This is a genomic window from Rhizobium sp. WW22 (assembly GCF_047041135.1).
In the GTDB taxonomy this organism is placed as follows: domain Bacteria; phylum Pseudomonadota; class Alphaproteobacteria; order Rhizobiales; family Rhizobiaceae; genus Rhizobium.
This window is the reverse complement of record NZ_CP178198.1, coordinates 1,303,335-1,317,678: the sequence shown is the minus strand read 5'-3', so window position 1 is coordinate 1,317,678 and position 14,344 is coordinate 1,303,335. Positions and strand designations below refer to the sequence as shown.

Below are 14,344 nucleotides of genomic sequence, written 5' to 3'. Positions count from 1 at the left end.
CACAATCCTCACTGACGCCCGAGGGACGGGAAAAACTGCAGCATGGCACCGATGCAATAGAGATAAATACCGCTGATGATGAAGAGGACAACGGCCCATTGCGGCATGACGAAATGCATCAGCAGCGAATAAATGCCGAGTGCCGACCAGAAGAGAAATATGCCAAGGTTCAGCGGCCGCAAGCGCTTGACACGCACGGGGTGCAGAAAATTGATCGGCAGAAAGGTCAGGACGACGGAAACGCCGACGAGGATCATGGCCGTCGTGGCGCTGGCGCCGATGACGAAAAGCGTGAAGATCACCATGTTCCAGACGACCGGGAAACCGGAGAAGAAATATTCGTCCGTCTTCATGCCGGTATCGGCGTAATAGATGGCACTGGAAACGACAATCATCCCGGCTGCGACAAACGACCAGGGTTCGCCGATCATGCCGCTCTCATAGAGCGCGAATGCCGGCAGGAGCACGTAGGTCACGTAATCGATGATATTGTCGAGCGTATCGCCGGACCAGTTGGGCAACACTTCCTTGACGCGGACCTTGCGTGCGATCGGCCCATCGATGCCGTCGACCAGCAGCGCCAGGCCAAGCCACCAGAACATATCGACAAAGCGATGTTCTGATGCCGCGACGACGCCGAGAAAGGCGAGAAACGATCCGGATGCCGTCAGTATATGAACGGAGAAGGCACGCATCTCCGCATAAGGCACCCGCTTGTAATTGAAGATTTTCATCCGCCCCACGACTCGTCAGCTTATTCACCTGCCCCGGCAGGCGGTTTTTCTTGCTAATATGCATCCTTTGGTCGGCATCGCCAGCGCAAAAGCGTTTATCTGGGCACGCTAGCGCGACTTACTGTCATTTTCACCCGTTGCGATGTTTCATCCCATGGATTTCAACAGGCTAAGCGCTTATTTTCAGTACCGAAGGCAATTGAGGCATCGATATGAAGCAGATTGAAGTGGCCGTTATCGGCGGTGGGCTCGCCGGCATGATCACGGCTTTCGCGCTGGCGCGCGGCGGAAGATCCGTCGCCCTTGTGGCCGCGCCGCACAACAAAGCCGACAAGCGGACCACGGCGCTGATGGATCAATCGATCCGCTTTCTGGAACGACTGACGGTATGGGAGAAGATCGCGCCTTCGGCGGCGGCGCTGACGACGATGCGCATCATCGACGGCACGTCGCGGCTGCTGCGGGCACCGACGGTCTCGTTCCGGGCATCGGAAATCGGCCTGGATGCCTTCGGTTACAATATTCCGAATGCCGTGTTGCTGGACAACCTCAGCCAAGCCATCGAAGCGGAAGGCAATGTACTTCGCATCGAAGCCACGGCTTCCCAAATCGCCTTCCGCGACGATGGTGTCGCGATCACGCTCGACAATGGTGATTCGATCGAAGCTGCATTCGTCGTCGGCGCGGACGGCCGCAATTCGATGGTGCGAGAGACCCTCGGAATCAAAACCAGGGGCTGGTCCTATCCGCAATCGGCAATGGTTCTGAATTTTTCACATAGCCTGCCGCATCAGAACATCTCCACGGAATTCCACACCGAAAGCGGCCCCTTCACGCAGGTACCCCTGCCCGGCAGACGCTCCAGCCTCGTCTGGGTGCAGAAGCCGACCGAAGCCGCTGCCAACGCGGAGAAGTCGCTCGAAGAACTCGGCCGGCTGGTCGAGGAGCGGATGCAGTCGATGCTCGGCCAGGTCGCGATCGAGGACAGCGTGCAGGTCTGGCCGCTTTCCGGCATGACGGCCTACCGTTTCGGCAAGGGTCGCGCCGCGCTGATCGGCGAAGCAGCCCATGTCTTCCCGCCGATCGGCGCGCAGGGCCTCAATCTCAGCCTTCGCGATATCCTGGCTTTGTCGGACATTCTCTGCTCGCGCGCAGACCTTCCGATCCCGGCGACATCGGGCGACAGTTTCGATCGCAAGAGGCGCGCCGATATTGTCAGCCGCACGGCGAGTGTCGATCTCCTCAATCGCTCGCTTCTGTCGGATTTTCTGCCCGTGCAGATGCTGCGGGCAGCAGGCCTGCATGTGCTTTCGGCCATCGCGCCGCTCCGCAACATCGTCATGCGCGAGGGCATCGAACCCGGCGGCGGCCTGCGCAATTTTTCCTCGGCGTTACGGGAAAAGCTGCGCCGGTAAGACGCCCGCCTTTATCAGGTAAAGCACCAGTGAAACCGTCACCACGGAACAGGCCGTGGTGATCAGGATGGTGGCGGAGGCCCGCTCCTGCCAGACACCATATTGCTGACCGATGACAAAGACATTCGTTGCCGTCGGCAATGCCGCCAGCAACACGGCTGCCTCGATCCAGATCGGATCAAAGCCGCCGACCGCCTGCAAAACGATATAGACCACAAGGGGATGCAGGACGAGTTTTGCCGGCACGATGTAGCCGATCTCGACCGGAATCCGCTTGAGCGGGCGCAGCGCGAGCGTCACACCCATGGCAAATAGTGCGCAAGGAGCAGCAGCTTGCGCGAGATAATTGACAAATCGCTCGAAGGCGATCGGTTGATGCAGCGATAACGCAGCCACGACGAAACCAAGCGCCGTCGACAGGATGAAAGGGTGCAGCAGCACCTTCCGGGCGATATCCGCAGCAAGCCGCGGCGGAGAGCGCTTGTCGGCACCTTCCAGCGCCATCAGAGCGGGTGCGACGATGAAGTGCAGCGCATTTTCGAAGCAGATGATCAGCGCCACCGGAGCAGCCGCCTTTTCGCCCAGCGCCAGCAGCGCAAGCCCCGGCCCCATGTAGCCGATGTTGCCATAGGCTCCCGCAAAGCCCTGGATAGTGCTGTCGGCAACCGAATTGCGGCGCAGGAAACGGCCGATCAGAAACAGCAGCAGGAAAATCGAGTAAGTCGCGGCGATATCGGTGGCGATGAAGTCGATCCGCGTCAGTTGTTCGATCGGCGTCTGGGACACAAGCTTGAAGAACAGGGCCGGCAACGCGGCATAGATGATGAACGTATTCAACCAGCCGAGCGCCTCGGCAGGCTGCTTCGTAACGCGTGCGGCGACGTAGCCGATCAGGATCAGCCCAAAGAACGGCAGCAACAGACCAACAATATCAGCCATGGGGGTCAGCCATCGGGCATGTTCCATTTGCCGAGAAGAACGAGAGGCGAAAATATCGCCCGACTTAGCCGATTTTCATCAGGATCGGAAAGGTCTGCTGAAACCAGATCGCCATGTCGCTGATATAGCCGAAGATGAAGGCGAGACCGGTGAGCACCAAAAGCCCACCCATGATCCGTTCGACCGTGCCGAGATGACGGCGGAAACGGGAGAGAAAACGCATGAAGGCGCCGGAAAAGCCGGCGGCGATCCAGAAGGGTATGGCAAGCCCGAGAGAGTAGACGGCGAGCAGGCCAGCGCCCGCGCCGATCGTTTCGCGCGATGCGGCAACGCCGAGGATGGCACCGAGCACCGGGCCGATGCAGGGCGTCCACCCGAAGGCGAAGGCAAGGCCCATGATATAGGCGCCCGTCAGCGTCGCCGGCTTGCCGCCGCTCTGAAAGCGCGCCTCACGAGCCAGCAGGCCGATGCGGAAGATGCCGAGGAAGTTCAGCCCCATGATGACGATGATGAGGCCGCCGATCTTGGCGAGAATATCGAGGTGCTGGCGCAGAAGCATGCCGATCGAGGACGCACCGGCGCCGAGCGCGATGAATACGGTGGCAAACCCCAGGGTGAAGAACAGCGCCGACATCAACACATTGCCGCGGATGCCCGGTGCCTGAGCGACGGCCGCTCCGCCGCCACGAAACTGCTCGACCGAAATTCCCGCCATGTAACAGAGATAAGGCGGCACGAGCGGCAGCACGCAGGGTGAAAGAAACGAAAGCGCTCCGGCGACCAAAGCACTCAGAAGCGAAATATCGGCAAGCGACACGATGGACTCCGGCTATATCATTCCGATCCCCTTCCTAACGGCGCGGGTATCGGAAAGCCAATCACCTTTTCGAGCGGGCGGCATCTTGCCTTAAAGTTGACGGAATTGGGAAAGCTGCAGCCTGTTGCAAAACGGCGATTTTCCCCGATTTTCCGGGCGGGAACAGGCATCCGCAAGCTGCTCGATGAGCGAATTGCATTTGTAAAAATATTGGTTCAAGCTGTTGATGTTCGTCGGACAACGCACATTCCACTCAAGCTAGTCAGCAGAGGAAAAGCCCCCATGAGAATTGCTACCATGTTCACGACTGCAGCCTTTGTCTCACTCTTCAGCGTAAGCGCGATGGCACAAACGGCAACTACTCCGAGCACGACGACAACCACTACGCCAAGTGCAACCACATCAGCTCCATCGACGACCAACACGATGAAGCCAAAGGCAATGAAGCCCGCTCAAACCGCGGTTTCGAAGGCATGTTCGGCCCAGGCCGATGCCAAGGGCCTGCACGGAAAGGCGCGCGCCAAGTTCCGAAGCGATTGCAAGAAGAACGGCGGCAAGGCCTAGACTTTTTCACTCTGAAATCGCGGTCAACTTTACCATCCAGCCGGCGGTAAGGTTGATCGCGACCGGCTCGTTACTCTCACGCAAAATTCAGATGAAATGCCAGGCCTCGGCGAAAATCGCGTCAGCCGGATTTGAATTTCGTTCGATCGTTCAGATGGCCACCAAATGTATGAGCAGCAGTTAGCGCTCATGCATCTCTCGGTTTGCGCTCCTTTGTCGCCGGATCGGTTTTACCCTCCACAAGCCTATTTCTGGGATCGGCAACGACTGAAGCTCCATCCTTTTCCCTATTCATTCGATCGCTCTCATGCGCCTTGCTGTGCTGTATCTTTGCCAGCGCTTGCTTCTTCTCACGTTCGCCATTCGATTCATGTCGATCTTGTGCCAAGGCGTGCCTCCTTTTTGTTAAAGAGGGAACTCACCTGATGAAATTAGGTTCCAATCGAAGGCACGACACGATTATGCTCAGCGGTCCCTATCCCACTAACGAGCAGATTTGTTGTCTTTGAATTAGGCAAATGCCGCTTCGCTGTACTTTTAGCGACATATAATATAATAATGCGACGACAGGCGTGAAACGAATCTTGAATTCCATCCGTTTCAGCTTCGCTGCCATGTGAGGAATGCTGATCATGACGTCGATCGAAAGAAAGAAGCTCGCGCGGCTTGTTATGCTCAAATTGCTGCCGATCTTCGGTGGACTGACGGCGGTCGCAGTCGTTGCGCTCTCAACGATCGCGTAAGTACCGGTCACGACCTCCGCAGAGGCGAGCGCGGTAATAACGCTATCGGGATCTCGAATCTTGCTGCTCGATATTTCGCCTGCCCAACGTCAGGAACAGTCGGTGCTGTCGACCGAAAACGAATAGTCCCTGCCCTTCAGCTGATAGATATAATTCGCCAAAGATGCTTCGCCGGAACTGAATTTCGGCAGTAGGAAATCGCAGAGATCCGTAAGCTGCGCGGATTTGACGAGAGGCGGATCGAAATCGTCATCATCGTCATCGAGATCGTAGAAATAGCTATAGATGTGATCGCTGAGGTCTATCTTCGTCAGCGTGGTTTTCTGGTCGATCTTCTTAGGCAAATCCTTGTTGGCGAAAATCACCGGATAACGCTCGGAGAGGTAGGGGATCACAAGCCGCTCGGTCGCGGGCGCGGTGATCGCGATTCCGAGAAGCGGCAGCACCCTCAAGGCTATAGAAAACCTCCTGCCCGCGATCAGCCCGGCTAAAAGGCCCAAGGATACCAGCAACCCGCAAACGATTGCATAAATCTCCCACAGAGACAGCTCTGCCACGAATTCCATTATTCGCCCGTCGTCTTCACCAACAGTCTTATTGATGAAGCTATGATACTATCAAATCGAGATTCGTCACCAGCCAATTCGGACTCAACGTCATCAACAACCTGTGCGTTCTGGTTGACGGACGAAAGCGCGATGCGAACAGAGGCAAGACAATCAGCGAGATTCAGCAATGCAAAAACTGCGAAGATTGCCGGGCTGTGCGTGGCCTTCGGGTAGGCTCATGATCGTTCTAATGAACCAACTTCGCAACCTGGGGGACAGTTTGCATCGCGCTCTCGTGCCTTCCGGAAGTCAATCCGATGATGACCGCAACCGCAGCGACCATTATGTAAATAATGGTGCCTTTAGGCTTTCGGTCCGATAAGCAACGCCTTGTCGACTCTAATGAACGCGGATGGTCAGACATCTTGATCCTTTGGTATTTAAGAGCGCTCATTTAGTGGATCAGCGAGCTCAGTTAAATATCTCGATTCGCGCATCTCCCTTGCAGGCAGCGAATACCGGGTTATTCTTGTGTCTGGGTTGCTCGGTAAAAAATTGGCCCTTCCTGTTTGTGTGCCGCATCTTGGCCGGGTGCCTGGTCTAGGTAACGGCGATATCACTGGAAAATCGAGCAATACGAAAATCCGCACCTTCACCTAAGGGCGTTTGGCGACCTATCTCTCCGGGCTGGACAAAGAAACGATGGTGAGAGCGATGGGATTCGAACCCATGACCTACTGATTAAAAGTCAGTTGCTCTACCGACTGAGCTACGCTCTCCCTCTCCGCTGGCAGAAGCTGCCCCGGCTGGAAGTGCGCGGAACATATGCAGACGCCTTATTGTGGTCAACCCATAAAATTGCGGTTGTCAGCGGCCGAGGATGCTTTTCCTCGCCTCACTACCACGAAACGACGCCATAGGGCCGAAGAAGCCGCCCGTTCTTCGGGAAAATCAGAACTCCGGCGTCAGCGACGAATGAGCTGCGGCAAGACAATCGATTCTCAGAGACCCAAACAACCGTAACAATTTCCCTTAATAATCAGAGTTGCAATGAACGGATCAATCGGCTCGCCGTGCGCAACAGTTGGGGTGCGAATCGTTTTTGGTGTATATCAGCTATTGTTAACAACCTGTCGGGCCCTCAGGAGGTTCTTTTATGGAAGACGCAAACGTAGGTTGGATTGCAGCAATTATCATCGGCGGTTTGGCCGGCTGGTTCGCCGAGATGATCATGAAGAGCAATACCGGCATCATCATGAACATCATCCTCGGCATTGTTGGCGCGCTCGTCGCCAGCTGGCTGTTCCGTGCCCTCGGCATCGCGCTGCCGTTCCATGTATGGCTGAACTATCTGGTCACTGGCTTCATCGGCGCCTGCATTCTTATTTTCATCGGGCGATTGATCAGGCGATAGCAGCGTATCGGGCTGCATACGCCCGAATTGGGAAGAGGAAAAAAGGGAAGGCGGAGCAAATCGCCTTCCCTTTTTTGTCGCGTGAGTCCCGGCGGAAGTCTGCCTTTAGCGGGGCAACGCGACTTTCAAGGTCTTTCCAAGCTCACCTTGGCGCTATCTATCGGATGAGGAACCGAAAGGAGGTTGGAAACATGATAGAAAACACCAATCGGACAACCGCCCGCAAAGTTATCCGCGGCCGCCCATACAGTATTGCCGAGTTTGCACGGAAATACCGTCTCGACGATGCGGAGGCAAAACGCCTCTTTTACAAGTTCGGCCCGTCGTCCACCGAGCTGGACCTGCTCATGGCCGCCAAACGAAGACCGTCCACCCTCGCCACCGCAATCAGCCAATAACGGAGCAGCTCCTTTGCTCCACTTGCGAAATATCCCGAAATCGTCGGCCCTTGGGGCCGACGATTTCCGATAGGGCGATTTGAACGGGCCGCCCCAAGCCGGCCTTGTTGACGTGTCACGACCGTTGCCTTCGACGAGGCCAGATGACACTGTGTGCCGTCACGCATAAGCCGGACATGATTTCGGATGCAGAATTCGCTCAGCCATCTTGCCTATCTCGCGCTGGAATATGCGATCGTGTCGCTCGAGCTGAAGCCAGGCGGCCTTGTAACCGAAAAGCAGCTGATCGAGATGGCGGGACACGGACGAACGCCGGTGCGCGAGGCCATTCAGAAGCTGGCCTGGCAGGGATTGATCCATGTGCGCCCGCGCGTCGGCCTGCAAATCGCGGAAATTCGTCCGGAAGATCATCAATACGTCATGCAGGTGCGGCGCGAACTGGAACCGATTGCCGCCGCGCTCGCCGCCACCTATGCCGATCCGCAGCAGCGGGAGCGATTGCGGGAATGCGCCCGACGGATGGAGGAATGCGCCGGTACCGGCGACCTGCCCGGTTTTTTCGCCGCCGACAAGACATTCGATGAAATTCTGGAAGCCGCCTGCCCCAACAACTTCATCACGGCAGCGCTCGCCCCAGTTCAAACACATGCGCGCCGGCTGTGGTATTCGACTGGAACACATGACCGCATGGGCGGCGCGATTGCCATGCATGTTCAGGCGATAGACGCCATCCTGGACGGCGATGCCGACAAGGCACGCACAGCCATGGCCGCACTCATCGATTATCTCAACAATGCATGAAAAAGGCGGCTTCGTCGCCGAAACCGCCTTTTTCATGCATTGGAACAATTCGCTTAACCGACGAAAGCGCGTTCGATGACGAACTCGGCCGGCTTGTTGTTGGCACCTTCGTTCAGGCCGGCCTTTTCGAGCAGGCCCTTGGTGTCCTTCAGCATGGCGGAGGAGCCGCAGATCATGCCGCGATCGATCGCGGGATCCAGCGGCGGTACGCCGAGGTCGCTGAAAAGCTTGCCGTTTTCGATGAGATCGGTGATGCGGCCCTTGAAGGGGAATTCCTCGCGGGTGACGGTCGCGTAATGGCGCAGCTTATCGCCGACGACTTCGCTGAGGATCTCGTCATTGCGGATTTCCTCGACAAGATCGAAGCCGTATTTCAGCTCGGCAACATCGCGCGTCGTGTGGGTGAGGATGACTTCCTCGAATTTTTCATAGGTTTCCGGATCGCGGATAAGGCTCGCAAATGGCGCAACTCCGGTGCCGGTCGAGAACATATAGAGCCGACGGCCAGGCGTCAGCGCATCCAGAACCAGCGTGCCCGTCGGCTTCTTGCGCATCAGCACTTCGTCGCCGGGCTTGATGTTCTGCAGGTGTGAGGTCAGCGGACCGTCCGGCACCTTGATGGAAAAGAATTCAAGCTCGTCGGCCCAGGCAGGGCTCGCGATCGAATAGGCACGATAAAGCGGCTTCCCCTCGACCATGAGGCCGATCATGGCGAACTCGCCCGAGCGGAAACGGAAGCCCTGCGGCCGGGTCATGGTGAAGCGAAAGAGCCGATCGGTATAATGCGTGACGCTCAGCACCTTCTCGGCGAAGACGCCGGCGGGTACTGCTGAAGCAAATTCATCTGTCTTTGCGGGGGCGTTCATTCTGTCTCGAATCCCGTATTAGTCTTACGCGTTCTTCCTGGGCACGTATTCCCTGGCAGGCTCATTTCGCGACGCTGATATAACAATATAGCCGGTTTTGAAAGGCATTCCATTCCAACCGACGTTACGGGACTGAAATATGCCTATTCCAGTCAAGTTTCCATATCACCGAGCGTACATAATTCGAAAGGCTTGAATACGGCAATTCGACACCATCAAATTGCCGCAACGGCCGCCTTTCGACATCAGGCCGACTTTGCCGGCAATCGCCGCCAGCTATAGGCCTGCCCGCCTTCTGCGCGGCGCGCGGTCGGCTGATAGTAATGCGGAATGCCCGGAAGGCGGTTCTCCGCCAACCTCCTCAGTGCTGTTTCATTCGTCACCGAGAAACTATCAATGCCGACGCGCAGCATTAGCGGAATCTGGTCGATCAGCACGTCGCCGACAGCGCGCAGCTCATTGGCGTAGCCGAGGCGTTGGCGCAGCAGCGAGGCATGGCTGAAGGCGCGGCCATCGTTGAATGCCGGAAAAGCAACCGCGACGATATCGAGACGATCGAGATAGGGCTGCAGCCGTGTCACGTCGTCGGCTGGCTTGATGACGACGCCGAGGCCGGCCTCATTGCTCTCTTCCGCCTTTGCGATCAACGCATCGAGGCCAAGCAGCGGCTTCTGCGCCTCGGTTGCCTTGACCTCATCAGTCTCGATGACCCACGGATCATGCTCCACGAAGCCTGTTTCACGCCAGATCTTGGTCATGGTCAATCTCCTTACGCTGCTTCGGCTGCCGACGAGGACGCGCCGTAAAGCGCGGTCTTGAACGGCTGCGGCCCGACGCGGCGATAAGCGGCGAGGAAGGTTTCGGAGGGATCCAGACGAAGACCGAGATAGGTGTCGACGATGGTCTCGATGGCGTCGGTCACCTTGTCGGGCTCGAAGCCGCGGCCGATGATCTCACCGATCGACGTATTCTCGTCGCCGGATCCGCCGAGCGTGATCTGATAGAGTTCTGCGCCCTTCTTCTCCACACCGAGCAGACCGATGTGGCCGACATGGTGATGGCCGCAGGCATTGATGCAGCCGGAGATCTTGATCTTCAGCTCGCCGATCTCCGCCTGGCGCTCGGGCGAACCGAAACGCGTAGAGATTTCCTGCGCAACCGGAATGGAGCGCGCATTGGCAAGCGCGCAATAGTCGAGGCCAGGACAGGCGATAATATCCGTGATCAGGCCGGCATTGGCCGTCTCCAGGCCGATAGCGACGAGGCCGCGATAGACGGCTTCGAGATCTGCCAGTGCAACATGCGGCAGGATGAGATTCTGCTCATGGCTGACACGGATTTCGTCGAAGGCATATTCCTCGGCGATATCGGCGACAGCGTCCATCTGCACATCCGTCGCATCGCCAGGAATGCCGCCGATCGGCTTCAGCGAGATTGTCACCATGCCGTAATCGGGGTTCTTGTGCGGCTGCACGTTTTGCTGCACCCAGCGGGCAAAGGCCGGATCGGCCTTCTTCCAGCGCGCCAGGCTTTCCCAGCCTTCAGGGCGCTCCGGCAGCGCCGGCGGCGCGAAATAGGCCGAGATGGCCTGGACATCGGCTTCCGGCAGCTTCAGCTCGGTGTCTCGCAGCTTGTCGAACTCGACTTCGACCTGGCGTGCCAGTTCCTCGGCGCCCGTTTCATGCACGAGGATCTTGATGCGCGCCTTGTACTTGTTGTCGCGGCGGCCATGCAGATTGTAAACGCGCATGATGGCGGTGATGTAGGAGAGAAGATCCGCTTCCGGCAAATAGTCACGGATCAGCTTGGCAACCAGCGGCGTACGCCCCTGCCCGCCGCCGACATAGACAGCAAAACCGATCTCGCCCTTGTCGTTTTTCTTCAGATGCAGGCCGACATCATGCACCTGAATGGCGGCACGATCGCGCTCGGCGCCGGTGACGGCAATCTTGAACTTACGCGGCAGGAAGGAGAACTCCGGATGAACGGAGGACCATTGGCGCAGGATTTCGGCATAGGGCCTGGGATCGGCGACTTCGTCGGCCGCGGCGCCGGCAAAATGGTCGGCAGTCACGTTGCGAATGCAGTTGCCCGAGGTCTGGATGGCGTGCATCTCGACCGAAGCGAGATCAGCCAGCGCATCCGGCATCTCGGAGAGCTTCGGCCAGTTAAACTGCAGGTTCTGACGCGTGGTGAAGTGGCCATAGCCGCGGTCATAGGTGCGGGCGACATGGGCGAGCATGCGCATCTGGCGCGAGCTCAGCGTGCCATAGGGAATGGCGATGCGCAGCATATAGGCGTGCAGCTGCAGATAGACGCCGTTCATCAGGCGCAGCGGCTTGAAGGCGTCTTCCGAAAGCTCCCCCGAGAGGCGTCGCTCCACCTGATCGCGAAACTGGGCAACCCGTTCCGCAACAAAGGCGTGGTCGAATTCATCGTAACGATACATGACTTCCTCGGGACTTCTCAGACTGCAATGAAATCGGGATCGGCGGCGGCATAGCCCGGCGCGTATTCCATGGTGGGGCCTTCGGCGCGGATGCGCTCGCGCAGGCGCAGCGGCCAAAGCTTGCCGCCGGTTTCCTGCACGTCGATGAGATTGACGTCGACAACCTTGTTGTCAGCATAGGCCTGCTTGCCGATCGCTTCCAGCGCGGCTTCCGCTTCGGCATGCCGAGCGACCAGCGCCTCCTGCAGCGATGTCACCCACTCGCCATTTGCGTTCAGCCAGACGGCGACGCCATCGGTGAGCCGGTTTGCGGTCAGAACCTTGTCGACCATCAATCAGTTCCTTGCATAGTCTTGAGCAGCGGTCTCGCGACGGACCAGCGGCTCGGATTGTTCAAAATTCGCACCGGCGACGGCATCGCCGATAATGACCATGACCGGCCCACCCAGCTCATCGCGGTGTTGGAGATCGGGCAGATCCCGCAATATTCCGTGCATCAGTCGGCGATCACGCCGGCTCGCATTCTCGATGATGGCAACGGTCGTCTCGGGCGGCAGACCGGCCTGCATTAGGCGACCGGCAACGGAAGCGGCAACTGTACGTCCCATATACACGGCAATCGTGGCGCCGGATACGGCCAAACTCGCCCAATCGGGCAGCACATCGCCTGTGAGATCGTGACCCGTTGTGAAGACCAGCGACGAGGCGACGCCACGCAGCGTCAGCGGCAACTCGAAATCGGCAGCGGCGGCGAAAGCCGAGGTGATGCCCGGAACGATCTCATAGCCAATGCCGGCAGCGCGCAGAGCCGCCATTTCCTCACCGGCACGGCCGTAAACCAGCGGATCGCCGGACTTCAGCCGCACGACGCGCTTGCCTTCACGGCCGAGCTGCACCAGCAGATCGTTGATCTCTTCCTGCGATTTGCTGTGGCAACCCTTGCGCTTGCCGACGGATAGGCGCTCGGCATCGCGGCGGCCCATGTCGACGATCGCCTGCGGCACAAGCGCGTCGTAGACGATGACATCGGCTTCCATCATGACGCGCTGCGCCCGCAGCGTCAGCAGATCTTCGGCGCCCGGGCCGGCACCGACCAGCCATACGCGACCCCCGACCTCACGTGACGACCGCAGCAGCTCATCGGCTGCCTGCTCCGCCTGCGCGACATGGCCAGCATTGACGGCGTCGGCGACAGACCCGGAAAAGAACTCCCGCCAGAAGATGCGGCGAGCAACGCCACGCGGCACGAGGCGATCGACCGGTTTACGGAAGCGCGTCGCCAATTCTGCAAGCTTGCCAAGCGACGGCGACAGCATCTGATCGATCTGCGCACGGATCATCTGCGCCAGCACAGGTCCGGCACCCTCGGTGCCGATGGCAACGGCAACAGGCGCGCGGTTGACCAGCGCCGGCGTATAGAAATCGCAATAATCGGGCTGATCGACGGCGTTTGCCGGAATTCGCTCGGCGCGAGCCGCATCGACGATAGCGCGATCTGCTTCGGCATCGCCAGTGGCGGCAAAGACTAGCGTCGCGCCCTTGACCTGATCGGGTGAAAAATCGCCACGTACAGTTTCGATGTGGTTGGCGATGAGGAAAGCATGATAGTCAGCCTCGGGCGCCGGCGTAAAGGCAACGACTTTCGCCTGCGTGTTCAAAAGCAGTCGCACCTTGGCAAAGGCCTCGTCGCCATTACCGAAGACAGCCGCCACCCTTCCTTCCACGCGGAAGAAAGCGGGAAACACCGAAAGCTGTTCAGTCCTGGGAGGCATCACTATTCCACTTCAAGATTTAGCGAATATCGCCCCTGCGGCCAAGAGATTGAAGAAACAGAAATTCTAATGCCCATGCATGCGCGTATTCTTTTGCTCGACATGCCAAGGATTTGAGCAAAACTCACCAGGCGAGCAGATCGCAATAAGCCTATAAAATTTATAGATTTTTATGACTTAGCCCCATTGCCGAGCTGCTTTATTGCTTGTGGCAAACATAGTCTTTAAGTTATTTACGCATACCGCCGCATTTGCAATCCCGATAGACTGCAGCGAAAATCGCTGGAGAAAACCCTTGTCTGACAATAGCATCGCTGCACGCCTCCTCAATGTCGTCGAGCATGACATCCTTCCCCTGACCCGCAGAGGCGTGGCTGCCGGCAACAAGGTTTTCGGCGCGGCCATCCTGCGGAAGTCCGATCTCTCACTGGTCGTTGCGGAAACCAACAATGAATTGGAAAACCCGCTCTGGCATGGCGAGGTTCACACCCTCAAACGCTTCTACGAGCTTGGCGAGAAGCCGGCGACCAAGGATCTGATCTTCCTGTCCACGCACGAGCCCTGCACCATGTGCATGTCCGCCATCACCTGGGCCGGCTTCGATAATTTCTACTATTTCTTTAGCCATGAGGATTCGCGGGACGCCTTCGCAATCCCGCACGATCTCAAGATCCTGAAGGAAGTCTTCGGCCTGGAGCCGGGCGGCTATCGTCGCCAAAACGCATTCTGGAACAGTTTTGCCATCTCCGACCTGGTGGAGACGGAAGCGGATCCACGCAAAGGCGAGCTCAAAGACCAGACAGCGCGTATCAAGCAGGCCTATGCCGATCTCTCCGACAACTACCAGGCGTCGAAGAGCGGCAACGACATCCCTTTGAATTGAT

The 14,344-nt window shown here is 58.0% G+C and carries 16 protein-coding genes and 1 tRNA gene; 6 read left to right on the top strand and 11 right to left on the bottom strand.

What is annotated here, in order from left to right:
• Positions 1–8: 8 nt before the first annotated feature.
• A complete protein-coding gene (pcsA, locus tag ACK83U_RS06630; protein ID WP_112610259.1) occupies positions 9–734 on the bottom strand; it encodes a phosphatidylcholine synthase in 726 nt (241 codons plus the stop codon).
• 212 nt (positions 735–946) lie between these two features.
• Between pcsA and ACK83U_RS06625 the strand changes: the two genes are divergently transcribed.
• Positions 947–2,149, top strand: a complete 1,203-nt coding sequence (locus ACK83U_RS06625; RefSeq protein WP_112610257.1) for a UbiH/UbiF family hydroxylase — start codon at positions 947–949, stop codon at positions 2,147–2,149.
• Here ACK83U_RS06625 and ACK83U_RS06620 read toward each other — a convergent pair.
• Both ACK83U_RS06620 and ACK83U_RS06615 read right to left on the bottom strand, forming a co-directional pair.
• Positions 2,126–3,088: an AEC family transporter gene (locus ACK83U_RS06620; protein WP_112610255.1), complete on the bottom strand. Its 963-nt coding sequence runs from the start codon at positions 3,086–3,088 to the stop codon at positions 2,126–2,128. The two genes, ACK83U_RS06625 and ACK83U_RS06620, sit on opposite strands and share 24 nt — an antisense overlap.
• A gap of 64 nt (positions 3,089–3,152) precedes the next feature.
• Positions 3,153–3,905, bottom strand: a complete 753-nt coding sequence (locus ACK83U_RS06615; RefSeq protein WP_112610253.1) for a cytochrome c biogenesis protein CcdA — start codon at positions 3,903–3,905, stop codon at positions 3,153–3,155.
• A gap of 105 nt (positions 3,906–4,010) precedes the next feature.
• On the opposite strand from ACK83U_RS06615, the gene ACK83U_RS06610 reads away from it, so the two are divergent.
• Positions 4,011–4,469, top strand: a complete 459-nt coding sequence (locus ACK83U_RS06610) for a hypothetical protein (protein ID WP_412474809.1) — start codon at positions 4,011–4,013, stop codon at positions 4,467–4,469.
• A gap of 187 nt (positions 4,470–4,656) precedes the next feature.
• Here the strand turns inward: ACK83U_RS06610 and ACK83U_RS06605 are convergent, their stop codons facing one another.
• The 3 genes from ACK83U_RS06605 to ACK83U_RS06595 all read right to left on the bottom strand — a co-directional run bounded on the left by ACK83U_RS06605 (position 4,657) and on the right by ACK83U_RS06595 (position 6,539).
• Entirely contained in the window at positions 4,657–4,857 is a 201-nt protein-coding gene (locus tag ACK83U_RS06605) for a hypothetical protein (RefSeq protein ID WP_162708079.1), read from the bottom strand.
• 444 nt (positions 4,858–5,301) lie between these two features.
• Positions 5,302–5,664 (bottom strand): hypothetical protein, encoded by a 363-nt coding sequence (locus tag ACK83U_RS06600; protein ID WP_412474808.1) that lies wholly within the window; start codon positions 5,662–5,664, stop codon positions 5,302–5,304.
• A 799-nt stretch (positions 5,665–6,463) separates the two neighbouring features.
• Positions 6,464–6,539 (bottom strand) — tRNA-Lys (locus ACK83U_RS06595).
• A gap of 377 nt (positions 6,540–6,916) precedes the next feature.
• On the opposite strand from ACK83U_RS06595, the gene ACK83U_RS06590 reads away from it, so the two are divergent.
• The 3 genes from ACK83U_RS06590 to ACK83U_RS06580 all read left to right on the top strand — a co-directional run bounded on the left by ACK83U_RS06590 (position 6,917) and on the right by ACK83U_RS06580 (position 8,373).
• Positions 6,917–7,174, top strand: coding sequence for a GlsB/YeaQ/YmgE family stress response membrane protein (locus ACK83U_RS06590; protein ID WP_015339842.1), 258 nt, complete (start codon positions 6,917–6,919; stop codon positions 7,172–7,174).
• 191 nt (positions 7,175–7,365) lie between these two features.
• On the top strand, positions 7,366–7,572 hold the full coding sequence (locus ACK83U_RS06585) for a hypothetical protein (RefSeq protein WP_112610249.1): 207 nt from the start codon (positions 7,366–7,368) through the stop codon (positions 7,570–7,572).
• A 186-nt stretch (positions 7,573–7,758) separates the two neighbouring features.
• Positions 7,759–8,373 carry a GntR family transcriptional regulator gene (locus ACK83U_RS06580; protein ID WP_112610247.1) on the top strand — a complete coding sequence of 205 codons (615 nt, stop codon included), beginning with the start codon at positions 7,759–7,761 and terminating at the stop codon, positions 8,371–8,373.
• Between the two features lie 53 nt (positions 8,374–8,426).
• On the opposite strand, the gene ACK83U_RS06575 is transcribed toward ACK83U_RS06580, so the two are convergent.
• From ACK83U_RS06575 to cysG, 5 genes are all read right to left on the bottom strand, one after another.
• On the bottom strand, positions 8,427–9,239 hold the full coding sequence (locus ACK83U_RS06575) for a ferredoxin--NADP reductase (RefSeq protein ID WP_112338350.1): 813 nt from the start codon (positions 9,237–9,239) through the stop codon (positions 8,427–8,429).
• A 245-nt stretch (positions 9,240–9,484) separates the two neighbouring features.
• The gene (locus ACK83U_RS06570; RefSeq protein ID WP_112338349.1) at positions 9,485–9,997 is read right to left on the bottom strand and encodes a DUF934 domain-containing protein; all 513 of its coding nucleotides are present in this window, start codon (positions 9,995–9,997) and stop codon (positions 9,485–9,487) included.
• 11 nt (positions 9,998–10,008) lie between these two features.
• On the bottom strand, positions 10,009–11,688 hold the full coding sequence (locus ACK83U_RS06565) for a nitrite/sulfite reductase (protein WP_112610245.1): 1,680 nt from the start codon (positions 11,686–11,688) through the stop codon (positions 10,009–10,011).
• A gap of 17 nt (positions 11,689–11,705) precedes the next feature.
• Complete coding sequence (locus tag ACK83U_RS06560; protein ID WP_015339836.1) at positions 11,706–12,020, bottom strand: DUF2849 domain-containing protein; 315 nt, start codon at positions 12,018–12,020, stop codon at positions 11,706–11,708.
• Between the two features lie 3 nt (positions 12,021–12,023).
• Positions 12,024–13,460, bottom strand: a complete 1,437-nt coding sequence (cysG, locus tag ACK83U_RS06555) for a siroheme synthase CysG (protein ID WP_112610243.1) — start codon at positions 13,458–13,460, stop codon at positions 12,024–12,026.
• Positions 13,461–13,755: 295 nt separating this feature from the next.
• Between cysG and ACK83U_RS06550 the strand changes: the two genes are divergently transcribed.
• On the top strand, positions 13,756–14,343 hold the full coding sequence (locus ACK83U_RS06550) for a deaminase (protein WP_112400656.1): 588 nt from the start codon (positions 13,756–13,758) through the stop codon (positions 14,341–14,343).
• The last annotated feature ends 1 nt before the right edge of the window (position 14,344 follow it).